This is a genomic window from Nocardiopsis sp. NPDC006198 (assembly GCF_040613895.1).
Lineage (GTDB): Bacteria > Actinomycetota > Actinomycetes > Streptosporangiales > Streptosporangiaceae > Nocardiopsis > Nocardiopsis tropica.
Map to the genome: position 1 here is coordinate 363,107 of NZ_JBEXSY010000001.1, position 24,165 is coordinate 387,271.

General features: G+C 75.1%; 12 protein-coding genes. 7 read left to right on the plus strand and 5 right to left on the minus strand.

From position 1 onward, the window contains the following. Positions 1-45: 45 nt before the first annotated feature. A complete protein-coding gene (locus tag ABZ234_RS01590; protein WP_355010568.1) occupies positions 46-1,200 on the plus strand; it encodes a chorismate-binding protein in 1,155 nt (384 codons plus the stop codon). Positions 1,201-1,279: 79 nt separating this feature from the next. Here the strand turns inward: ABZ234_RS01590 and ABZ234_RS01595 are convergent, their stop codons facing one another. The 4 genes from ABZ234_RS01595 to ABZ234_RS01610 all read right to left on the minus strand — a co-directional run bounded on the left by ABZ234_RS01595 (position 1,280) and on the right by ABZ234_RS01610 (position 5,813). Continuing rightward, complete coding sequence (locus ABZ234_RS01595) at positions 1,280-2,137, minus strand: class I SAM-dependent methyltransferase (protein ID WP_355010569.1); 858 nt, start codon at positions 2,135-2,137, stop codon at positions 1,280-1,282. Positions 2,138-2,195: 58 nt separating this feature from the next. Beyond that, positions 2,196-3,518, minus strand: a complete 1,323-nt coding sequence (locus ABZ234_RS01600; RefSeq protein ID WP_355010570.1) for a salicylate synthase — start codon at positions 3,516-3,518, stop codon at positions 2,196-2,198. A 271-nt stretch (positions 3,519-3,789) separates the two neighbouring features. After that, positions 3,790-3,987, minus strand: a complete 198-nt coding sequence (locus ABZ234_RS01605; protein WP_355010571.1) for a (4Fe-4S)-binding protein — start codon at positions 3,985-3,987, stop codon at positions 3,790-3,792. Positions 3,988-4,157: 170 nt separating this feature from the next. After that, positions 4,158-5,813, minus strand: a complete 1,656-nt coding sequence (locus ABZ234_RS01610) for an AMP-binding protein (RefSeq protein WP_355010572.1) — start codon at positions 5,811-5,813, stop codon at positions 4,158-4,160. A gap of 171 nt (positions 5,814-5,984) precedes the next feature. On the opposite strand from ABZ234_RS01610, the gene ABZ234_RS01615 reads away from it, so the two are divergent. Genes ABZ234_RS01615 through ABZ234_RS01630 form a run of 4 tightly spaced genes read left to right on the plus strand, consistent with a single transcriptional unit; the run spans position 5,985 to position 21,131 of the window. Next, positions 5,985-12,566, plus strand: coding sequence for an amino acid adenylation domain-containing protein (locus ABZ234_RS01615; protein WP_355010573.1), 6,582 nt, complete (start codon positions 5,985-5,987; stop codon positions 12,564-12,566). Next, complete coding sequence (locus ABZ234_RS01620) at positions 12,563-18,025, plus strand: amino acid adenylation domain-containing protein (RefSeq protein WP_355010574.1); 5,463 nt, start codon at positions 12,563-12,565, stop codon at positions 18,023-18,025. Before ABZ234_RS01615 ends, ABZ234_RS01620 begins: the two co-directional genes overlap by 4 nt. Continuing rightward, on the plus strand, positions 18,022-19,167 hold the full coding sequence (locus tag ABZ234_RS01625; RefSeq protein WP_355010575.1) for an NAD(P)H-binding protein: 1,146 nt from the start codon (positions 18,022-18,024) through the stop codon (positions 19,165-19,167). Before ABZ234_RS01620 ends, ABZ234_RS01625 begins: the two co-directional genes overlap by 4 nt. Next, positions 19,164-21,131 carry a Gfo/Idh/MocA family oxidoreductase gene (locus tag ABZ234_RS01630; RefSeq protein WP_355010576.1) on the plus strand — a complete coding sequence of 656 codons (1,968 nt, stop codon included), beginning with the start codon at positions 19,164-19,166 and terminating at the stop codon, positions 21,129-21,131. The genes ABZ234_RS01625 and ABZ234_RS01630 overlap by 4 nt, the downstream gene beginning before the upstream one ends. On the opposite strand, the gene ABZ234_RS01635 is transcribed toward ABZ234_RS01630, so the two are convergent. Continuing rightward, the gene (locus ABZ234_RS01635; RefSeq protein ID WP_355010577.1) at positions 21,121-22,302 is read right to left on the minus strand and encodes a cytochrome P450; all 1,182 of its coding nucleotides are present in this window, start codon (positions 22,300-22,302) and stop codon (positions 21,121-21,123) included. The genes ABZ234_RS01630 and ABZ234_RS01635 overlap by 11 nt on opposite strands. A gap of 261 nt (positions 22,303-22,563) precedes the next feature. Between ABZ234_RS01635 and ABZ234_RS01640 the strand changes: the two genes are divergently transcribed. Next, the gene (locus ABZ234_RS01640; protein ID WP_355010578.1) at positions 22,564-23,355 is read left to right on the plus strand and encodes an alpha/beta fold hydrolase; all 792 of its coding nucleotides are present in this window, start codon (positions 22,564-22,566) and stop codon (positions 23,353-23,355) included. 25 nt (positions 23,356-23,380) lie between these two features. Beyond that, positions 23,381-24,121: a class I SAM-dependent methyltransferase gene (locus ABZ234_RS01645; protein WP_355010579.1), complete on the plus strand. Its 741-nt coding sequence runs from the start codon at positions 23,381-23,383 to the stop codon at positions 24,119-24,121. The last annotated feature ends 44 nt before the right edge of the window (positions 24,122-24,165 follow it).

The window sequence follows — 24,165 nt, forward strand, 5'->3', positions numbered from 1 at the left end:
CAGTTCCATCGGAGACCACTCCCACCCCTGTAGAGGATTCGACACATGCCTGAACAGAGAACGCCGGCGCCGGCGCCGTCCGTCGTCGAGCTCCTGGCCTCCTACCGGCCGGGGGACACGTTCTTCTCCACCGGTGCCGGCGCACTGCACGGGACCGGGGTCCTGGGGGTCGCGGAAGAGGTGCACGAGGTCGACTCCCTGCTCGGGAGCGCGGGGCCCGAGGGCGTGGTGATGGGCGCCATCCCCTTCGACGGGCGGCGGTCGGCCCGGTTCCTGCTCCCCCGAACGGTGCGCCACGCACCCGCGCCGCCCCGGGGCCGGGCGCCGGGCCTGCGCCGGCGACCGCTGCCGGGGGAGTGGGGGTCCACGCCCGTGCCCGCCCCCGACGAGCACAGGGCGTCGATCGAGCGGGCGATCGCGCTGACGGCCGGGGACGGCGGGCCGGACAGGGTGGTGTCGGCCAGGGGCCTGCGTCTGCACAGCACGTCGGCGGTCGATCCGTTCACGGCGTTGAACAACCTCCTCTGGCGCGATCCGGGCGAACCCGTCTTCGCGATCGACGTGCCCGGCCCCGGGGCGGAGGACCGCACCCTTCTGGGGACGGGCCCGGAACTGCTGGTCTCCAAGCGCGGGAGCCGGGTGGCCTCCCAGCCGCTGTCCGGCTCCGTCCCCCGCAGCGCCGATCCGACCAAGGACTACCGCAACCGCGAGAGACTGCGTGCCTCGGCTGGGGACAGGCGTGAGCACGCCGTCGTGGTCGACGCGGTGGCGGAGTCGCTGGAGCCCTACTGCCGGACCCTGGCCGTGCCGAAGCGGCCCGAGCTGGTCGCAACCGCCACGATGTGGCACCTGTCCACCCGCCTGGAGGGGACGCTGCTGGACGCGGATGTGCCGGCGCACCTCCTGGCGGCGGCCCTGCGTCCCGCCCCGGCCGTGTGCGGCTCCCTCTCGCGGCCCGCGTCCGGGGTGGTCGGCGCGCCGGAGCCCTTCGACCGGGGTTTCCACTCCGGAGCCGTCGGCTACAGCACGGCCCGGGGCGACGGCGAGTGGGTCGTCGCCGCCCGCTGTGCCGAGGTGTTCCACAGCAGGGTGGACGCCTTCGTCGGCGGTGGCGTCATGTCCGGTTCCGACCCCGGGGCCGTCCTGTCGGAGACCACCGACAGGATGCGCGCGCTCCTGTTCGCCCTGGGCGTGCGCTGAGCGCTCCCGGGACCGCCGCGGGCGGTGGGCCCCGCGCGAAGCCGGCCGGCCCCCGGGGGACGGGGGCCGGCCGGCCGTCTCAGTCCGAGGGGCGCCGCCCCACGGCGAGCAGGGTCGGGTGGACCATGTAGTAGCCCGCGGTGTCGACGATGTAGTCCGGGTGGCCCGGGGTCAGGAGCCGTTCGGCCTCGGCGACCTCGTCACTGCTCAGACCCGCGTCGGCGCCGCGTTTGACCAGCGATTCGCGCAGTTCCGGCCATACGGCGTTCTCCAGGTAGGGGCGCACGGTCGGGTCGGCGTCCACGGGCGAGCCCACCCGCGGGAAGACGTTCACGTGCACGTCGAGCAGCCCCGCGGCCTCCATCCAGACCGTGTGGAGCTCGTAGTGGGCGGGTCCCCCGGAGGGGATCCCCCAGTTGAGCTCGGAGGCGGTGCGCGCCGCCCGCTCCAGCCTCGAGTGACCGGGCAGGAACATGGCCTGGTAGTAGTTGCTGGTGAACAGGCCCAGCACGCCGCCGGGGGCCAGGGCGCGCGCGGCGCGTGCCACCAGGGCCCGGGGGTCGTCGAAGTTGCCGGGCCAGACCACGTCCGAGGCCCAGATCGCGTCGAACCCGTCGCCGGAGCCGGCGGCCTCGTCGAGCACGTCGACCAGGTCGGCGGCGCGCACCTGGACCCGGTCCGAGACCCCCTCGGCCCGTGCGTGCTCACGGGCCAGGTCCAGCACGTCGGCGTTGCGGTCGACGGCCAGGACGCGGGCCCCCGGGCCGGCCGCCCGGGCCAGCGCCACCAGCCCGCCCCCGGCTCCGGTTCCCGCGTCGAGCAGGCGTGTGCGTCCGGACAGGTCCATCGCCCCGACCGCCTGTTCGACGGCCGGGGCGACGAAGGCCCGGTTGGCGAGCAGGTAGGGGACCAGCCCGTTCTTCTGGATGTCTGTCATGGTGTGACTGCCTCGGCTCTCTCACAGGGGGGACGGTGGTGCTCGTTCGTCGGCGCGGTCACGGTCGCGCCGCGGGCACGAGGTGGGGCAGTACGCTGGCCAGCTTCTCGCCGGTCTCCTCGAATTCGCGTTCGGGGCGGGAGCCGGACACGATGCCGGCGCCCGCGCGGAGCCAGGCCCGGCCCTGCTCCTCGTAGACGGCGCGCAGGACCAGCGCGGCGTCGAGCTCGCCCCGGGACGTGGCGGTGACCACGGCCCCGGAGTACAGCCCGCGTCCCTCCTCCAGGCGGGTGATCGCCTCGATCGCCTGCGGCTTGGGGATCCCCGACGCCGTGATCGCCGGGAACAGCGCCTCGAAGGCGTGCCACGGGGTGGCCCCCTCCTCCAGACGCCCCCTCACGGTGGAGGCCAGGTGCTGGACGCTGCCGCGGACCGAGACGCTCATGAAGTCGGACACCGCGACGGAGTCCGGGGCGCACACCGACCGCATCTCCGTGACGGCTTCGCGGACCGAGATGGCGTGCTCGTGGATCTCCTTGGGGTCGGCCTCCAGCTCGGCGCGTGCGGCGGTGTCCGCCGCCGTACCGCGCCCCGCCGCCCGGGTGCCCGCGAGCGGGTTGGTCGAGACCTCGCGGTCGGGTCCGACCGTGACGACCAGTTCGGGGCTGAAGCCCGCGCTGCGGAGCCCGTCGAGGTCCAGCAGGAAGGACCGGGCCGGGGTGTTGGCCCTGCGGCCGACCGCGTAGGTGGCGGGGATGTCGACGGGGAAGGGCAGGTCGACCTTCCGGGAGAGGATCACCTTGTGGTAGTCGCCGCGGTCGATCTCGGCGAGGGCCTCGCCCACGAGCGCGCGGTAGCCGTGGGGGTCGGCCTGCGGGTCGAGGGTGGCGCGGGGCCGTGCGGGGGAGGCGACCGGTTCGAGGAGCAGGGAGCGCACCTTCTGGCGCAGCTGCGCCTCGCCCCCGCTGATCCGGGCCCCGTCGGCGGTGATGCGGACCTCGGTCCGGGGCACGATGAGGCGGGCCAGCCGCGCGGCTCTGCTGCCGGCGGCCGGGGCCGCCCCGCGGGAGCGGAGCGCGAAGTCGAACCCCACCCAGCCGTAGGCCCGCCAGGACGGGTCGGGCAGTCCGGCCAGGGCCTCCGCCAGAGCGTCGGCGGGGCTGCCGGTGTAGGCGCGGGAGTCCGAGGTCCCGTCGGCGGCGCGGACCGTGACCCGGTCGCCGTCGAGGTCGACGCCCCACCGCTCGCCGCCGCCGAAGCGCCAGACCCCCTCGCGTTCGTAGAGGACGTATTCGGGGAAGAGCCCCGAGCCCGCGAGTCGGGCGGCGGCCTCGACGGGGTCGAGCGGCCCTTCGACCTGTTCGGTTTCGCTACGGCTCACGGTCGGCTCCTTGCCCCGGACGGCCCGCAGGCCGCCTCCGGTGTACCCGTGGTCAACATGTTTCTCCGGTCTTGTTTCGAGGGCGGAGAGGACGGCCGCCCCTTCGGCGGACGTGCGCGGTCGCCCGCCCCGGACGTGCGCGGTCGCCCGCCCCGGACGTGCGCGCCGGCCGCGGCCCGCTCCACGGCCGCGGCCCGCCGCGAGAGGGTGTCGGCCCGGGGCGGACGCGGGCCCCGGGAGGGCGGGGGACGGGGAGCGGGGGAGCGCGACGTCAGTCCGAGGTGAGCTCGATCGCGCCGGAGGGGCAGCGGTCGACCGCGTTGCGCACGTGCGCGGCGTCGGCGGGGCCGGGGCGGTCGGTGCGCAGGCGCACGAGCCCGTCCTCCTCGCCCTGGTCGAACACGCGGTCGGCGGCGACGACGCACTGGCCGGCGCCGATGCAGACCTCGGGGTGGACGGTGATGCGCACGCGGGAACGTCCTCTTCACTGTGGAGCGGCCCGGTCAGGGCCGCCGGGCGCCCGGCGGCGCCACCGAACCGATCGTAAATGATTATCGTTTTCAAGCGAAGCGCGCGCCCGTGTGGCCGGGGTCGCAGCGCTGTGTGTGCTGCTCCGGTCGCGCAGGGTGGTACCGCCACTCAGCGGCTCCGCTCGCGCAGCGCGTTCTTGTCGACCTTGCCGACCGCGGTCAGGGGGAACGCGTCGACGGCCTCGACCCGGTCGGGGGACTTGTAGCCGGCCAGGCCCCTGCCGCGCAGGAAGGCGGCGAGCTCGCGGACGGTGGGCGGGGCGCCCGCGCAGACCAGGAAGGCGACCGAGCGCTCGCCGAGGTCGGGGTCGGGGGCGGCCACCAGGGCGGCCGCGGACACGCCCGGGTAGGCGAGCAGCTGGCCCTCGACCTCGGTTGCGTCGATCTTCTCCCCGCCGCGGTTGATCTGGTCCTTCACCCGGCCGACGACGTCGATGTGGCCGCTCGGGCGGAGCCGGACGAGATCGCCGGTCCGGTAGAACCCGTCGGGCGTGAAGTGCGTGGTGGCGAGTTCGGGGGAGCGGTAGTAGCCGCGCAGCGTGTAGGGGCCCCGGGTCAGCAGCTCGCCCACGGCGCCGACGGGCACCGGGGCGCCGGACCCGTCGACCACCCGCACCTCGTCGCCGGGCGAGATGGGCCGCCCCTGGGTGGTGCACACCAGCTCCTCGGGGTCGTCGAGCCGGGTGACGTTGATCAGGCCCTCGGCCATGCCGAACACCTGCTGGAGGCCGCACCCCAGGGTGGGGCGGACGCGGCGCGCCAGGTCGTCGGCCAACCGCGCTCCCCCCACCTGCAGGACCGAGAGGCTCTCGAGCTCGGCCGTGCCCGGAGCCCGGTCGGCGTAGGCCTCCAGCCACACGGGCACCATCGGGGGGCTGAGCGCCGTCACGGTCACGCCCTCGCGGGCGATCAGGGGGAACGCCGTCTCGGGGGCGGGGCTGGGCGCCATGACCACCGTGCCGCCCGCGGTCAGCGTGCCGAGGATCCCCGGACAGCACATCGTGAAGTTGAAGGCGGCGGGCAGCGCGGCGAGGTAGACGCTGTCCGCGGTGAGGCCGCAGGCGGCCGCGGCGGCGCGGGCGTTGTAGCCGTAGTCCTGGTGCGTGCGCGCAATGAGCTTGGGCGTCCCCGTCGTCCCCCCGGAGAGCAGCAGGAGCGCGATGTCCCCGGGGTCGGGCCGGGCCGGGGCGGGGACGCTGTTCGCGGGGGCGTCGGCGCGCAGTTCCCCGAAGCCGACGGCGCCTTCCAGGCCGCCGGTGTCACCGACGACGATCACGTGGCGCAGCTCTTCGTGCTCCTCGCGCACGGACGCGGCCAGGGTCCGGTAGTCGAAGCGCGCGTGGCGGTCGGCCACGGCGTAACCGACCGCTCCGGTGGTCCGCAGCAGGTGGGAGATCTCGTGGCCGCGGTGGCCGGGCATGGCGTGGACCGGAACGGCACCGAGGTACTGCAGTCCGAACCAGAGCAGCAGGAACTCCGCCCGGTTGGGCAGCTGCACCACCACCCGGTCGCCCCGGCGCACCCCCCGGCGGTGGAGCCCCGCCGCCACCGCTCCCGCCTCCGAGGCCAGTTCGGCGTAGGTCCACCGGCGGTCGCCGTCGACGAGCGCGACGGCGTCGGGGCGTCGCTGCGCCTGCCGCGCCAGCACGTCGGCCAGGACCTCCTCCCGCCAGAAGCCGGCCGCCCGGTAGCGCTCGCGCGCCTCCTCCGGCCACCCCGGCCAGTCCGGCGCCTGCGCCTCGGGCGGGTTCGCACTCTTCGTCATCTCTGCTCCTTTTGCGTTCTTCGCCACACAAGTGGGGGATCGCGCTCGATGCCGCGCTTAGGATAAAAAAGATAACGGTTTTCGTTTTCATCTGTACCATCGGCCCCCCGACCCCCGCCGGAACCGGGCCGGAACCCCCGAGCCCGCCGCCAGCCAAGGAGACGATCACGCGTGTCGCTGCCAGCCGGTCCGCCAACGGTGCCCACGACGGAGGGGGAGCTGCGCGACGCCGTCGCCGCGCTGTTGAGCATCCCCCCGGAGGAGATCGGCCCTGATGACGACCTGTTCGAGCTCGGTCTGGACTCCATCGCCCTGATGCGCCTGGCCGCGAGGTGGCGGCGCTCCGGCGTCGGGGCCGGCTTCGACGAACTCGCGGAAGCGGCGACCCTGCGCGGTTGGCAGCGGCTCCTGGCGCCGGCCGCCCCCGCCCAGGGGCCCCGCACCGACGCGGAGGGCCCCGGCACACCCTTCCCGCTCGCCGCCATGCAGCACGCCTACTGGATCGGCCGCCAGGAGGGCCAGCCCCTCGGCGGGGTCGGAGCGCACTTCTACGCCGAGCTCGACGGCTCGGCCGTCGACCCGGTGCGCCTGGAGACCGCCGTGACGGCACTGCGCCGCCGCCACGGCATGCTGCGGGTCACCGTGCTCGACGACGGCCGCCAGCGCGTCCTGGACCACCCGCCCGGCCCCGCGCTGACCGTGCGGGACCTGAGCGCGGAGACGGCCGAGCGGGTCGAGCGGCAGCTGGCCGAACTGCGCGAGCACTACACCCACCGGCGGATGGACGTCGAGCGCGGCGAGGTGTTCGACCTCGCGCTGACGCTCCTGCCCGGCGGGGCCACCCGGTTGCACATCGACCTCGACATGCTGGCGGCCGACGCCGCGAGCATGCGGGTCCTGCTGCGCGACCTCCAGCTGCTCTACACCGACCCCGGCGCCGGCCTTCCGGAGCTCCCCCTGGACTACCGCGCCTACCTGGACGCCGTCGGGACCGCGCGGGAGCGGGAACGCGAGGAGGACCGCGCCTGGTGGAGCGGGCGCCTGGAGTCGCTGAGCGCCCCGCCGGCCCTGCCCACCGTCGTGGACCCCCTCGACCCGGACTCGGCCGCACCGCGCTTCCACCCGACCACCCGGCTGCACCACTGGCTCGACCCCGAGCGCAAGCAGCGGCTGCTGGCCGCCGCGCGCGGCCACGGGGTCACCCCCGCCGCCGCGCTGGCGGGCGCCTTCGCCGAGACCCTCGGGGCCTGGAGCGACTCCCCGAGGTTCCTGCTCAACCTCCCGCTCTTCCACCGCGACCTGGACGTGGAAGGGGCCGAGTCGCTGGTCGGGGACTTCAGCAGCTCGATCCTGCTCGACGTCGACCTCACCGAGGAGCGCACCTTCGCCGAGTCCGCGCGCCACGTGCAGACCCGCCTGCGCACGGCGGCCGCCCACGGCTCCTACTCCGGCGTCGAGGTGCTCCGCGACCTCTCCCGCGCCTCCGACGGCGTTCCGGCCCTGGCCCCCGTCGTCTACACCAGTGCCCTGGGGCTGGGCGAGGTCTACGACTCCGAGGTCAGGGCCGCGTTCGGCGAGCCCGTGTGGATCATCTCCCAGGGCCCGCAGGTCTGGCTGGACGCACAGGTGACCGAACTCGACGGCGGGCTCCTCCTGAACTGGGACGTGCGGTACCGCGCGTTCGAACCCGGCGTCCCCGAGGCGGCGTTCGCGGCCTACCGCGACCTCGTCGACTCCCTCGTCGACGACCCCTCGGCCTGGACCGGGCCCGTGCGCCTGCCGCTCCCCGAGGACCAGGCGCGCGTGCGCGCCGCGGCCAACGCCACCGACGCGCCCGCCGTGACCGAGCGGCTGCACGAGGGCTTCTTCCGTGCCGCCCGCGAACACCCCGACGCCCTCGCCCTGATCCCCGACGCCGGCGAACCGGTGACCTACGGCGCGCTCGCCGACCGCGCGGGCCGTGTCAGCGCGCTGCTGGCCGGGGCCGGGGTGGCGCCGGGCGACGCCGTGGCGGTCAGCCTGCCCCGGGGCGCGGCACAGGTCGCCGCGGTGCTCGGAGTCCTGGGCGCGGGCGCCGCCTACGTCCCCGTCGGGGTGGAACAGCCCGCCGAGCGCACGGCGCGCATCCTGGCCGCGGCCGACGCCGCGGCCCTGCTCACCGACGCCGCGCACGCCGACCGGCCCGCCGGTCCGGCGCAGGGCCGCACCGGACCGCCGGTCGTGCTGGTCGAGGACGCGGACGGGTGCGCGCCCGCGCCGCCGGACCTCGCACAGCCCCTCGACGCGACCGCCTACGTCATCTTCACCTCGGGATCCACCGGGGTCCCGAAGGGCGTGGAGGTCTCGCACGGGGCGGCCGTCAACACGATCGCCGCGCTGAACGACCGCTTCGACGTGGGACCGCGGGACCGCGGGCTGGCCCTCGCGGACCTGGACTTCGACATGTCCGTCTACGACCTCTTCGCCCCCCTGTCCGCGGGAGGGTCGGTGGTCCTCGTCTCGGACGAGGCCCGCCGCGACGCCCACCACTGGGTCGCGCTGATGCGCGAGCACGGCGTCACGCTCCTGAACTGCGTGCCCGCACTGCTCGACATGGTGCTGACCGCCGCCGAGTCGCGCCCCGGCGGCTTCGGCGACCGACTGCGGTTCGTCCTGCTCGGCGGCGACTGGGTCGGCCTCGACCAGCCCGGGCGCCTGCACGCCCTGGCCCCGCGGGCGCGGTTCACCGCCCTGGGCGGGATGACCGAGGCCGCCGTGCACTCCACGGTGTTCGAGGTCGACCGGGTCGACCCCTCGTGGACGTCGATCCCGTGGGGCCTCCCGCTGCCCAACATGCGCACCCGGGTCGTGGACCACCACGGCCGCGACCGCCCCGACTGGGTCCCGGGCGAGCTCTGGGTCAGCGGCGCGGGACTGGCGACCGCCTACCGCGGCGACCCCGGGCGCACCGCCGAGAAGTTCGTCACCGACCAGGGCCGCAGGTGGTACCGCACCGGCGACCGGGCACGCTACCGCTCCGACGGCGTCCTGGAGTTCCTCGGCCGCGCCGACCACCAGGTGAAACTGCGCGGACACCGCATCGAGCTCGGCGAGGTCGAAGCCGCCGCCGCCTCGTGTCCGGGCGTCTCCGCCGCGGTGGCGCTCGTCACCGGCACACCGCGCAGGCTCGCCCTGGTGGCCGCCGCGGCGGCGGGGCCGGCGGCCGAGGCGGAGCTCCGCGCCACCCTGGAGCGCAACCTCCCCTCCTACATGGTCCCCACCCAGATCGTGCTGGTGGACGCCCTCCCCCTGACCGCCAACGGCAAGCCCGACCGTCGGCGCGCCGAGGCCCTGGCCACGGCCGCGACCGGCCGCGCCCCCGAGGACGACGGCGACGGGGACCGGTCCCCGCGCGGGTGGGCCGAGACCGTGGTGGCCGAGGTCTGGGGCGAGCTCCTGGACGTCAAGGGCATCCGGCGCGACGACGGGTTCTTCGCCCTGGGCGGCGACTCGCTCCTGGCCACCCGGATGATCGGCGCCCTGCGGGAGCGCGGCGCGGGCGGCGCACGGGTCGCGGGCCTGTTCTCCTCCCCCGCGCTGGCCGACTTCGCCGCCACCCTCACCCGGCAGGAACCGCCGACCGGCACCGTCCTGGGCGAGGGCGACACCGCCAACCGCCACCTGCCCTTCCCGATGACCGACGTCCAGCGGGCGTTCTGGATCGGACGCGACAGCAGGCTCTCCCTCGGCGGCGTGGGCACCTACCACTACAGCGAGTTCGACGGCTCCGACGTCGACCTCGACCGGTTCACACGCGCCTGGACGGCCCTGGTGGACCGGCACGAGATGCTGCGCGCCGTCTTCGACGAGGACGGACGCCAGCGCATCCTGCCGAAGACGCCGCCGGTCACGGTGGCCGTCACGGAGGCGGCCACCGAGGAGGAGGCCGCGCAGGCCCTGGCCGCGCTGCGCGAGGAGGCCTCCCACCTGAGCATCGACCTGACCCGGTGGCCCCTGTTCGAGCTGCGGGCCGTGCGCTATCCCAGCGGCGGCGCCACGCGCACGCGCCTGGCGATCGGGCTCGACTACATCGTCCTCGACGCCGCCTCGATCATCGCCCTGTACGGAGAGCTCGACCGGCTCTACAGCGACCCCGGGGCGGAGCTGGAGCCGATCGACGTCTCCTTCCGCGACTACGTCCTGCAGTCCGAACCCGACCCCGACGCGGTCGAGCACGCGCGCCGGCACTGGACGCGCCGGCTCCGGACACTGCCGCCCGCACCCGCGCTCCCGCTGGTCGCCGACCCCTCCACCGTGGAGCACCCCCGTTTCACCCGCCGCCGGCGCCCCCTCCGCGCGCGGGACTGGGAGGCGATCACCGACAAGGCCCGCGCCCACGGCCTGACACCGTCGGTCGTCCTTCTGACCTGCTACGCGGAGGTCCTGTCGGCCTGGAGCGACGACCCGGAGGTGGCGGTCAACCTCACCCTGTTCAACCGGCAGCCGGTCCACCCCCACATCGACCTGATCATGGGCGACTTCACCTCGGTGTCCCTGCTCGGCTACGAGCCGCGCGCCGGGGAGCCGTGGCCGGCCGCCGCGCACCGCCTGCAGCGCGTCATGGGCGAGGACCTCGACCACCGCGAGGCCTCCGTGACCTGGCTGCTGCAGGAGCTCGCCAAGCGCACCGGGGCGGTCGACGCGGCCATGCCCGTGGTCTTCAGCAGCTCCGTCGGGGTGGGCGACCGCACCGTCAAGGACCTCTCCGACGGTTTCCCCGAGAAGGTGTGGGGCATCTCCCAGACCCCGCAGGTGCTCCTGGACAACCAGGTCACCGAGTCCCAGGGCGGCGTCATGGTCACCTGGGACGCCATCGAGGAACTGTTCCGTCCCGGCGTGCTCGACTCCATGTTCGACGCCTACAACACGATGCTGGCCTGGCTGGCCGGGAACGACTGGGACGCGGTCGCCCCGCCGGTGCTCCCGCGCGCCCAGGCGGACACGCGCCGTCCCGCCCCGGGCCCCCTCCCCGCCACCGCGGAGGGCACCCTCCACGGCGAGGTCCTGCGCCGGGCCCAGGAGGACCCGGACCGCCCCGCCGTCCTCGGAGCCCCCGGCCGCGAGCCCCTCACCTACGGCGGACTCGCCGCGCGGGCCGCCCGGGTCGCGGGCGGCCTGGCCGAGCGGGGCGCGGGCCCCGGCGACGTCGTCGCGATCACCCTGCCCCCCGGAGCCGACCGGGTCGTCGCGATCCTGGGTGTGCTCTCCACCGGCGCGGCCTACCTGTTGGGCGACCCGGGGGCGCCCCCCTCGCGACGCGAACAGGACCGGCGGGCGGCCGGGGCCCGCGTCGTGATCGTCGGCCCCGGCCGCGCGGACGGACCGGACCAGGCCGAACTCACCGATCTGGCCGCCGCCGCCCCCCTGCGGACCGCGGTCGCCGCCGACCCCGGGGCGAGGGCCTACGTCACCGTCCAGGCGGGCCCGGACGGGGAGGACGCCGCGGTCGAATCCGTCGACCACCGGTCGGCGGCGGCGACGATCGCCGCGGTGCGCGAGAGGTTCGGCATCGACGCGCGGGACCGGGTGCTCGCGGGCGACCCCCCGGCGGCGGCCGTGGACGCGTTCAGCGTGTTCGGGCCGCTCGGCGCCGGCGGCGCACTGGTGTGCCCCGCGGCCGACGTCGCGACCGACCCGCGCGCCGCGGCCGCGCTGGCCGCCGAACACGGCGCGACGGTGTGGAACGGCCCGCCGATGCTGCTCGACGAGCTGATCGCGGCGGCCCCGGCCGGCGAGGGCGCGCCGCTGCGCGACCTGCGCCTGGCGCTCGTCTCGGGCGACCGGGTGGGCGCCGGACTGGCCGGGCGCCTGCGCCGGGCCACCGGCGGCGGCCGGCTCGTCGCGCTGTACGGCGGCCGTGGCAGCGCCGGCTGGGCGAGCGCCGTCGAGCTCGACGCCGACACGGACCGCTCGGCGCCCTCCGGGCGGCCCCTGGCGGGCCACCGGTTGCGCGTGGTGGACTCCGCGGGCCGCGAATGCCCCGACCAGGTGATCGGCGACCTCTGGATCGCAGGCCCCGACGCCGCGCCCGACCCGGCCACGGCCGGGGAGTCCGACCCGGACGGGCGGCTCCGCCCGACCGGGACCCGCGCCCGGTACCTGCCCGGCGGCGCCGTCGAGTTCCTCGGCCCCGAACCGCAGGCCCGGCTCAACGGCCGCCGCGTCGACATCGGCGCCGTCGAAGGCGCCATCGAGTCGCACCCGGGCGTCGTCCACGCGGCGGTGGTCACCGTGGGCGAGGGGCGCGAACGCCGGCTCCACGCCTACACGGTGACCGCCGACGGGGAGGAGCCCGACGGCCTCTCCCGCCACCTGTCCGGACTGCTGCCCCCCTTCGCGGTACCGGCCCGGATCACCCGCCTGCCCCGCCTGCCCCTGACCGCCGAGGGCGCCGTGGACCGCGGCGCGCTGGCCGAGGAGGCCGCCGTCCGGGAGCGCGCCGCGTCGGGACCGCCCACGGGCGGGACCGAGCTCCGCATCGCCGCACTGTGGACCGAACTCCTGGGCGCCGGGGCCGAGCACCGCCACACCGACTTCTTCGCCGCCGGCGGCGACAGCCTGAGCGCGCTGCGCCTGGTCACAGCCACGGGTGAGGCGTTCGGCGTCGAGATCTCGGTCCGTTCCTTCCTCACCGCATCCACCCTCGCCGACCTGGCACGACAGGTCGACCACGCGCTCGCCTCCCGCGACGACGAAGAAAGCGGAATCCTATGAACGCCCATCAGCTCGTTTCCGAGATGGAGAAGGACGGCATCCGGCTCTGGGAGGACGACGGCGCCCTGCGGTTCCGCGCCCCCAAGGGCGTGCTGACCGAGGAGCGCAAGGCGCTGCTGCGCGAGAACCGCGCCGAGGTCCTCGCCCACCTGACCGCCCGCCGCCTCGCCACCCGCATCACCCCCGACCCCCAGTCGGCCGGCACCCCCTTCCCGCTGACCGACATCCAGGCGGCCTACCTGGTCGGCCGCGGCAGCGCCTACGGGTACGGCGGAGTGGCCTGCCACGTCTACGTCGAACTCTCCTTCCCGGCCGACACCGACCCGGAGCGGCTCCAGGAGAGCTGGTGGTCCGTGGTGCGCCGCCACGGCATGCTGCGCGCGGTGGTCCACCCCGACGGCTTCCAGGAGGTCCTGCCCGAGATCCCGGAGACGCCGGTGCCGACCGCCGACCTGCGCGGCGCCACCCCCGCCGAGGTCGAGGAGCGCGTGGACCTGGTGCGCCGGGAACTCGCCTCCAGGGTCCCGCCCACCGACGTGCCGCCGCTGTTCGAGCTGCGGATGACGCGCTGCGCCGACGAACTCGTCCTGCACCTGTCGATCGACCAGCTCATCGTCGACTACGCCAGCCTGCTGCTGGTCCTGTCCGAGCTTGAGGACACCTACCACGGCCGGGAGACCGAGGCCCCGGAGATCGGTTTCCGCGACTACGTCCTGGCGCGCCGCAACCAGACGCTCACCGGCGAGTACGACCGCGCCCGCGACTACTGGACCCGGCGGCTGCCCACCCTGCCCCCCGCCCCCGACCTGCCGCTGCCCGCCGACGGCGGCCGGGTCGGCGCCTTCCGGCGCTTCGAGGAGATCCTGGGCGCCGAGCAGCGCGCGTCCTTCGAGGCCAACGCCGCCCGCGCCGGGGTCACCGCCTCGGCCGCCGCGATGGCCGCCTACGCCGAGGTGCTGGGCCGCTGGAGCCGCAGCCCGCAGTTCACGCTCAACGTCCCCACCTTCACCCGCCTGCCCCTGCACGCCGACGTCGACCGCCTCGTGGGGGACTTCACCGCGGTCGAACTCCTCGCCGTCGACCTGCGGCCCGCGCAGACGTTCGCCGAACGCGCGGCCACCCTGCGCGACACCCTGCTGGAGGACCTCGCGCACTCCCTGTACACCGGGAGCCAGGTCCTGGCCGACCTCACCCGGCGCAGCGACAGCGACACCGTGCTCATGCCGGTCGTGTTCACCAGCACGCTCGGCTCGGCGGCAGCCCGCCGCCCCGCCGCGGCCATCCGCCACGCCCAGACCCAGACCCCGCAGGTCTGGCTGGACTGCCAGGTGATGGAGCGCGCCGACGAACTGGCCCTGAGCTGGGACGTGCGCGAAGGGGTCCTGGGCGGTGACACCGCCGCCGACCTCTTCGCCGCCTTCACCGCCCTCATGACCCGTCTGGCCGAGGACCCGGACGCCTGGAACGAGGCTGCCCGCGTCGAACTGCCGGAGGGCACCCGCGCCGTCCGCGAGCGGGTCAACGACACCGCCGCCCCGGTGCCGCGCGCCCTGCTGCACGAGGGGGTGCTGGCCGCCGCCGAGCGCGACCCCGGGCGCGTCGCCGTCATCGACCGGGACCGCTCGCTGACCTACGGCGAGCTGGTCGGGCGCGCGGCGGCGGTCGCACGGGCGCTGGGCGCCGCCGGCGTCGGCGCGGGCGACCTGGTCGCCGTCACGATGGAGAAGGGGTGGGAGCAGGTCGCCGGCGTCCTGGGCGCCCTGATGGCCGGCGCCGCCTACCTCCCCCTGGACACCACGCAGCCGGCGCGCCGCCGCACGGCGATCCTCACCGACGCCGGGGCCTCGGTCGTGCTGACCCAGTCCTGGCTGGTGGAGGAGGGGGAGTGGCCCCCGGGATGCACCACCGTCGCCGTCGACAGCCTCCCCCTCGCCTCCGGTCCGCCTCCGCGGCCCGACACCGGCCCCGACGACCTGGCCTACGTCATCTACACCTCGGGGTCGACCGGCGCCCCCAAGGGCGTCATGATCAGCCACGCCGCGGCGCTGAACACGGTCACCGACGTCAACCGCAGGTTCGACGTGACCGCCGACGACCGCGTCCTCGCACTGGCCCAGCTCGGTTTCGACCTCTCCGTCTACGACATCTTCGGCCCGCTGGCGGTCGGGGCCGCCGTGGTGCTGCCCGACCCCGCGCGCCGAGGCGACCCCTCCGAGTGGATCGAGACCGTCCGGTCCGCGCAGGTCACCTTCTGGAACTCGGTCCCCGGACAGCTGCAGATGGTGCACGACTACCTGCGCGCCGACGACCCGCCCCTGCCCTCCCTGCGCGTCGCGCTGCTCTCGGGCGACTGGATCCCCACCGCGCTGCCCGAGGCCGTGCGGACCTGGGCCCCTAACATGGCGGTGCACAGCCTCGGCGGCGCCACCGAGGCGTCGATCTGGTCCATCCACCACCCGATCGACCGGGTCGACCCCGCCTGGCGCAGCATCCCCTACGGCAGGCCGATGGACAACCAGACGTTCCACGTCCTCGACACGGCGCTGCGGCCCTGTCCCGACCTGGTCGTGGGCGAGCTGTACATCGGGGGCATCGGTCTGGCCCAGGGCTACTTCGGCGACGAGGAGCGGACGGCGGCCCGGTTCATCCGGCACCCGGAGACCGGTGAGCGCCTCTACCGCACCGGCGACATGGGCCGCTACTGGCCCGACGGGGTGATCGAGTTCCTCGGACGCGAGGACCAGCAGGTCAAGATCCGCGGCTACCGGATCGAGCTCGGCGAGGTCCAGGCGGCGGTGGAGTCGCTGCCGGAGGTGGGCGCGGCGGCGGTCGTGCTCACCGGCGGGCGCGGATCCGGGCCCACGGGCGCGGGCCAGAGCCTGACGGCCTTCGTCGAACCCGCCCACCGCGACACCCCCCTCCCGCTCCCGGAGACGCTGCTCCCCGCCGTCCGCGACGCCGCCCGGCAGGCCGGGCAGCAGGTGGACCTCGACGGACTCGCCGCGTTCCGCGCCGCGCTCGGCGAGGCGGCCGCGGCGTCCATCGCCGACACACTCGCCCCGGCCTTCGCCGGGGGCGGCGAGCTCACACCGGAACAGGTGTGCGACGCGCTGGGAGCGGCCCCCGCACACCACCGCCTGGTGCGGCGCTGGATCCGGGGGCTCGTCACGGACGGCCTCCTGGAGCGCACCCCCGGCGGGAAGCTCGCCGGCCTGCGCGCCCCCGGCCCGCAGGCCACCGTCCGCGCCTGGGACGAGGCCGCCCGCCTCGAGAAGCAGGCGCGGTGGAGTCCCGAACTGTTCGCCACGGTGCGTGCCGGAGCCGAGCACCTGGCCGACCTGGTCGCCGGGCGGGAGGAGGCGGCCCGGCCGTTCTCCGGCGCCGACCCGCGGGCGCTGACCGCCGCCTACGCCGCGAACGCCGGCTCCTCCGCGCTGCGCTCGGTCCTGGCCGCCGCGGCCGCCGAGATCGCACGCACCCGCGACACCGCCGAACCGCTGCGGATCATGGAGGTCGGGCTGCGCGGCGGCGGCGTGGCCGGCGACCTGCTGCCCGCACTGGCCGACCACCGGGTCGACTACCTGGGGACCGACGCGTCGGCGCAGAACCGGTCCGTGTTCGAGCAGGACTTCTCCGACGACCCGCGCGTGCGCTGCGCGGCCTTCGACCCCGCGCAGGACCCCGCCGGGCAGGGCCTGGCCCGCAACTCCGTGGACCTGCTGGTCTGCGTCGGCGTCCTGGACAACCTCCCCGACGTGGAAGCGGCCCTGGAGCGCCTCTCCACCCTGGTGGCGCCGGGCGGGTGGATGTTCCTGCTGGCCAACACCGACGACGACGACCACGCGCTCCGGATCTCCGCGGAGTTCACGGCCGAGCACGCGGGACCGTTCACCGACGTCCGCCAGGAGCAGGAGCAGACGTTCCTGCGCCACGACCAGTGGCAGGAGCTGTTCCGCGACCGCGGCCACCAGGTCGCCGCCGCGTTCCCCGAGGACACCGGAACGGCCCGGGCCTTCGGCCAGCACCTCTACCTGGTCCGTGCCAAGCCCCTGCAGGAGCCGGTCGAGGTGGCGTCGCTGACGCGCCGCGGCCACGAACTGCTCCCCGAGTACTCGGTGCCCTCCCAGTGGGAGGTCGTCGACGCCCTGCCGAGGACGGAGAACGGCAAGCTGGACCGCGGCGCGCTGGAGAAGCGTTCGCTCGAACTGGGCGCCGGCCCCGCCGAGGAGGCCGGCGACCAGAACCCCCGCGACGACCTCGAGCGCGCACTGGCGGCCCTGTGGGCAGAGCTGCTCGAGACGGAGCGCATCGGACGCGACGACGACCTCTTCGCGCTGGGCGGCGACTCGCTGCTGGTGGCCCGGATCGTCGGACGGCTGCGCGACGGGCTGGCCGGCCACGAATGGGACCTCGAGTGGGAGGTCGTCCTGCGCCACCTGCTGCGCAGGCCGACCATCGCCGGCCTCGCCGCCTACCTGCGGGAGCTCTCCGCCCCCGAGGCGGAGGCGGACGCCGAGAACTCGCCTCTGGTGGAGCTGATCCGGCCCGAGCCCGGCGCCCCGGTGACCGTGCTCGTGCACGCCGGAACGGGGACCCTGCTGCCGTACCGGCCCCTGGTCACCCGGCTCCGCGCCCGTTCCGGTGAAGGACACGGGCTGGTGGGCCTGGAGCTGCCGGCGCCCGAGAACTTCCGCAACGCCGACCCGAACGGGCTCATCGACCGCACGGCGGCCGAATACGTGCGCGCCCTGCTCGACGCCGGACACACACGGGTCGACGTCGTCGGCTACTGCGTGGGCGGGGTCATCGCCACCGAGGTGGCCCGCGGGCTCGCCGAAGCCGGCGCCACCGTCCGCAGCCTCACGGTCATCAGCAGCCACAGCCCGACCTTCCGCATCGACGACGAACTGCTCTCCGAGTACTCCTTCTCGCTCATGATGGGCATGGACCCGTCCCACATCGGGTTCCCCGCCGACTCCGAGCGCGTGGGCGAGGCGGTCTCCGCCGTGCTTGACCGCTCTCCCGAGGCCGTCCTGGACGGCGCGATCGCCGACCTGGACGGGGAGTTCGCCGACGTCGCGGCCGCCTTCGAGGCCCTGGAGGCGGTGCCGCGCATGGCCCGGGTGACCCGCATGTGCGAGGCGCTGCCGCCCGAGCTCGCCGACACCTACCAGCCCGAGGGCCTGCTCCGGGCCCTGCGCACCTACCAGCAGAGCACCTTCGCGCTGAGCCGGCACCGGGCCGAGCCCTACGCGGGCGACATCACCTTCCTGCGGCACAACGGCGCCTACCCCTTCCCCGGCAGCGCCGACACCATCGCCGACCACTGGGCGAGGATCTGCCTCGGCGAACTGCGCACCCGCGACATCCCGGGCGAGCACTTCACCTGCATGACGGGTGAGAACGTCCCCACGGTCGACGACCACCTGCACGAGATCATCGAAGGGAAGACCTCTTGATCGGCATCATCGGCGCCTCCGGCGCTGTCGGGCGCCACACCGCCGCGGCCCTGGCCGAGGCCGGAGCGGGCCCGCTGCGCCTGGGGGCCCGGCGGCCCTCTGCCGTCCCCCCGGGCCCCTGGCCCGAGGGCAGCGAGACCGTCGGGGTCGACGCCTCCGACCCCGCCTCGCTCGCCCGGTTCAGCGCCGGCTGCACCCTGCTGGTCAACTGCGCCGGTCCCAGCTACCTCCTCAAGGACACCGTCGCGCTGGCCGGACTGGCCGCGGGCGCCGACGTCGTCGACGTCATGGGCGACGACCCCGTCCACGAGTCCCTGACGGAGTCGGGCGCGGTCGGGCCGGACCGCTGCGTCGTCCTGTCGGCCGGGACCGTCCCCGGCCTGGCGGGCCTGGTCCCCCTCTGGCTCGCCGGGGCCGGCCCTGCGAACGGTCCGGCGCTCAGGATGACCGGCTACGCGGGCGGGCTGGAACACGCGACCGAGAGCGTTGCGGCCGACATCGTGCTCTCCCTGGACACCGGGGGAGCGGGCGGCGAGCGCTTCGGCCACCCCCTCGCGGCCTGGCGGCACGGCCGCCGCGCCCCTGGGGTCCTGCGGGTGGCCGACAGCGCCCAGGCCCCCTACTTCCCCCACCCGGTCGCCCTGCAACCGCTCCTGACCACCGAGGTGGAGCGCCTGGCCGCGCACATGGACCTGGCCGAGGCCGACTGGTACAACGTCCTCCCCGGAGCACAGGTGCGCGAGCTGCTCACCGCGCTGCCGACCCTGCCGATGGACACCGCCGAGCAGCGCGACGCGGTGACCGGGCGCATCCGGCGCGCCGCCGAGGTCGACGCCGCGGGCGGCGTGCCCTACTACCGGCTGGTGTTCAGCCTCTCGGGCCGGGACTGGGCACGCACCTGCGTGGTCCACTGCGACAGCAGCTACCGGCTCACCGGCGCCGTCGCCGCGCTCGCGGCCCTGGACGTCCTGGCCGGCCGCATCGGCAAGGGGCTGCACTACGCGGCCCAGGCGATGGACCCGCAGGCCACGGTGGAGGCGCTGAGGGCCAACGGGGACGCGGAGTTCGCGGTCCACCACCACGCCGCCGCGCCGCCGGTCCCCGGCGACGCGGCCGAGGCCGTCGAGGACGGTGAGCTGTGAACGCGCTGGCACCGCTGCGCACCGTCGTCTGCGGCACGAACTTCGGCCGCCTCTACCTCGACGCCGTCCGGAGCCACCCCGGGTTCACCCTGGCGGGGCTCCTCTCCACCGGCAGCCGTCACTCCCGGGAACTGGCCGAACGGCACGGCGTGCCCTGCCACACCTCCCCGGACGAGCTCCCCGCCGACATCGACGCGGCCGTCGTGGCGGTGCCCGCGGCGGTCATGGGAGGCCAGGGGTCCGAACTCGCGCGCACACTGCTCGCCAAGGGCGTGCACGTGCTCCAGGAACACCCGCTGCACCCCGACGAGCTGTCGGAGTCCCTCCGCGCGGCGAGGAAGGCCGGCCGGCAGTTCCAGGTCAACACCCACTACCCCCACGTGGCCCCGGTGCGCGAGTTCATCGAGGCGGCGCGCCGACTGCGCCGACTGCAGCGTGTCCTGTTCGTCGACGCGGCGGCCCCGGTCCACGTCCTGGCCCCCCTGATCGACATCCTGGCGCGCGCCCTGGGCGGCACCCGGCCCTGGAGGCTGGGCGATCCCGTTCCACCGACCGAGGACGTCGTGGCGGCGGCGAAGGGGGAGGCGCCGCTGAGCCTGCTGCACGGGGCCATCGCCGGAGCCCCGCTGACACTGCGGGTGCACAACCAGATCCACCCCGGGGACCGGGACAACCACTCCCTCTTCTGGCACCGCGTGGCCGTGGGGACCGAAGGCGGGGTCCTGACCCTGGCCGACACCCACGGGCCCGTGCTGTGGCACCCGCGGATCCACTCCCCCCGCGACTCCGGGCACCGGTTGGTGTTCACACCCGGAACCGGGGCCGAGTCGCTGCGGCTGCCCGCGTCGGCGGTCCTGGGCCAGGCGGGACCGCCGCCCCGGATCTCCGAGATCTTCTCCGAGCTGTGGCCCGAGGCGATCGGCGAGGCCCTCGACGGGTTCGCCGCGGCCGTCGCCGAGGGCGGGGACCCGCTCCGGTCGGCCCAGCAGGACCTGGCGGTCTTCGCCCTCTGGCGGGAGCTGATGGAACGCCTGGGGCCGCCGGAGCTGATCCGTCCCCCCGCCCCCGAGCCCCTGGCGCCGGGCGCGCTCGCGGCGCCGGGCGCAGCCGGGGCGTCGGCACCCGCCGCGCCCGGGTCCGGGGCGGCCGCGCGGCAGGCCCCGGCCCCTCCCGGTGAGCCGGCCCGCCCGCACGCGGCGGACCTGTCGGACTACAACGAGGCGGCGGAGTTCTTCGACCTCGGCGCCCGCGAGCACACCGCGCGCACGGGCCCCGCGGTCGTGGCGTGCCTGAGCGGGATCGACCCCCGGACCGGCCCGCTGGTGGACGTCGGCGCGGGCAGCGGACTGGTCACCCGGCAGGTCGCGGCGGCCTACCCCGACTGCCGGGTGATCGCCGCCGAACCCGCTGCGGGGATGCGCGCCCTGCTCACGGGCAGGGTCGGCGACGACCCCGGGCTCGCGCAGCGGGTGACCGTCCTCCCCCACGCCGCGGAGCGCCTGCTGGAGCCGGGGGTGCTGCCCGACCGGCTGTGCGGGGTCGTCATCTGCGGGGTGCTGGGCCACCTCGACCCGGACCTGCGGAGGGACCTCCTGCGGGGACTGGCGGAGCGCCTGGCGCCCGGCGCCCCGATCGTCGTCGAGCTGACGGGGATGCGCGAGCCCATGAGGATGGGCCCCACCCTGCTGCGCCACGCCGAACTCGGCGAGCAGCGGTACGAGTGGTGGATGTCCGGCGAACCGGACGGGCCGGACCGGATGCGGCTCGACACCGAGTGGCGCGTCCTCCGCGGGGGCGAGCCCGTCCGCGAGGTCCGCGAGCAGTACCGCTGGTACACGCTGGAGCTCGAACAGCTCGCCCGGGAGAGCGGTCTGCGCCTCACGCCGCCGCCCGCGCCCCACGCCGCGGGCGTGCCCTACCTGGGCACGCTCACGGCGCCGGGGGACGGGGCGGTCACCACGTGACGAGTACCCGTTCGGGCCCGAAGGCGATCCCGTCGTGACGGAAGCGGACCGACTCGAACGGCTCCGCCGCCCGGAGCCCCGGCATCCGGTCGACCAGGGTGCCGATGGCGACGCCGAGTTCGAGGCGGGCGACGTTCTGGCCGACGCACTGGTGGATCCCGTAGCTGAACGCCACGTGGGTCCTGCCGGTGCGGTCGAAGTCGATCCGCTCCGGGTCGGGGAACACGGCGGGGTCGTGGTCGGCGGCCGCCAGCAGCGGGATGATCCCGTCGCCGGCGGGGATCACGGTCCCGCCGACCTCGATGTCCTCGGTGGCGGTGCGCAGGGCGATGGAGTCGCCCACGGACAGGGTCCGCAGGAGCTCCTCGACCGCCTGCGGGAGTACCGCGGGGTCGCGCCGCAGCCGTTCGAGCAGGTCGGGCCGCTGGAGCAGGGCGAGCACGCTCAGCGCGATCTGGTTGGTGGTGGTCTCCCACCCCGCGACGATCAGGATGCTGATCGTGGTCACCAGTTCCTGCCGGGTCAGCTCGCCCGACCGCAGCCGCTCGTGGACCAGGCGGCTCAGCAGGTCCTCGCCGGGGTCCTCCTCCTTCGCGCGCACGGCGTCCTCCACCACCGCGCCCAGGGCGCCGATGCCCTCGCTGGCCCCCTCGGCGGTGCTGCCGCCCCCGCCGAAGACCTGCGAGCCCAGGGTCTCCGTGACGCGCCGGAACAGCTGGTCGCCGCGGCGCAGGCCGACCAGCTCGCACATGACGGTGCTGGAGACCACGTGGGCGAAATGGGTCACCAGGTCGGCGGGCGGGCCGTAGTTCAGCAATTCGTCGATCCGGTCGTCGACGATCCGCTGGATGTCGCGGCGCATCCGGCGGGCCTTGCGCACCGTCATCTCGGCGAGCAGCATCCGCCGGAACCGGGAGTGCTCGGGCGGGTCCATGCGGATGAACGGCGTCGTCTTCGTGCCGGCCTCCTGTTCTCCTTCCACCAGCGCCGGAAACCCCGGACGGCGGATGTCCGCGCTCACGCGGGGGTCGGCGAGCACCGCGCGGACCTCCTCGTAGCCGGTGACCACCCAGGCCGTGCGGCCGGTCGGCAGGGACACCCGGGCCACGGGCCCCCGCCGGCGCAGGTCGGCGTAGGCGCGCGGGGCCGAGAACGGGCACTCGCGCGGCATGGGGAAAGCCGGAGGGTTCACTCGGTCGGCGTCGGACACGGGGACACCAGCCCTTCTGCTCGGATTGCGGATACCACGGGAAAACTCGGAGAAATGGAGGGATCAACCGGTCTCCATTCATAACTTTACAGACTGCGGGTGCGATCTCCAATATGATGGATCGTCCGCAATTCGAGATCAATGTCACCGGGGTCGTCAATGGCGACGCCATTAAAAGCCATTCTTTTTTCACAGGAAAAGATCGCGAGGAGAAGAATTCCCATGGACCCGCGGCAAGCGCCCCTCAGCCCGTGGCTGCGTCGGCCCCGGCACCGCCCCCGGGCGGACGTGCGCCTCATCTGCCTGCCCCACGCCGGGGGATCGGCGTCCTCGCTGCGACCGTGGCAGTACCTGCTGCCCCCCGGCATCGAGGCGCTGACCGTGCAGTACCCCGGCCGCGAGGACCGCTTCGGCGACCCCATGGTCGACACGATGCCCGAGGTCGTCGACGCGGTCGTGGACGCTCTCGCCCCCCTCCTGGACCGCCCCTACGCACTCATGGGGCACAGCATGGGCAGCGCCGTCGCCTACGAGGTGGCCGTGGAGGCGCGCCGCAGGTCGCTGCCGCCGCCGGTCCGGCTGTTCGCCTCGGGGCGGCCCGCACCCCATGACGTCGAGCCCGGCGACGTCCACCTGCGCGACGACGACCACCTGGCGGCCGACCTCACCCGGCTGGGCGGCACCCCGCCGGAGGTCCTGGCCGACGAGGAGCTGCGGACCGCGGTCCTGGGCTACGTGCGCAACGACTACCGGCTGATCGAGACCTACCGGCCGACGCAGGCGGCACCGCTCGACACGCCCGTGCACGTGTTCGTCGGCGAACAGGACCCGGAGTGCTCCGAGGAGGCCGCCGCGACCTGGAAGAACACGACGACCGGCGACGTCACGACCGAGGTGTTCCCGGGCGGGCACTTCTTCCTCGCGCAACAGCGCCGCGCGGTCGCGGCGACCATCGCCCGGGCCCTGGGCCACGAGCCCACCGAGACCGCCCCCACCTGGCCCAGCACACCCTGAGACCGTCACGACAAGGAAGATCACCATGGTCGCGGACTACTACACAGCCTCCGCCGAGTTCTACGAGATGGTCGCCGCACGCCACGTGCTCACCAGCGCCGGACCGCTGCGCACGGCGCTGGCCGGCGTCGACCCCGCTCACGGCCCCGTCGTCGAGATCGGAGCGGGCACGGGCCGTATCACGGAAGTGATCGCCGCGGCCCTGCCGCATTCCCCGATCCTCGCCGCGGAGCCGTCCACGCCCATGCGGGCGATGCTCACCAGCCGCGTCGTCGGCAAGGAGGACCTCCGCCGCCGCGTGACCATCAGCGCCGAGCCCGCCCAACACCTGCGGCTGCCCGACAGCGTCGGTGCGGTGGTCGTCTTCGGCGTGCTGGGGCACCTGACCCAGGACGAGCGGATCGCGCTCTGGCGCAAGCTGGGCGAGCACGTCCCACCCGGCGCCCCGATCGTCGTGGAACTCATGGGCACGGGCACAGCCAGGGCCATCCCCCCCTTCCGCATGCTGCGCGAACGCATCGGCGAGCAGACCTACGAATGGTGGACGCAGGCCGAACCCGTCGAGGGCGACCTCCTGCGATGGGAGACGACCTGGAAGGTCCTCCGCGACGGCGAGGTGGTGCGCAGCACCCGCGACACCTACATGTGGGAGAACCTCAGCGTCGCCCGCCTCGCCGAGGAGGCGGGCATGGACGGACGCCTGGTCGGCGAGCCCGGCCTCCCCGGAGCGCCGGAGATCGGCGTCCTCACCGTCCGGGACGCCTAGGAGCCGTCCTCCTCATCCCCGTGGCCTCCGAGCCTGGTGCCGGG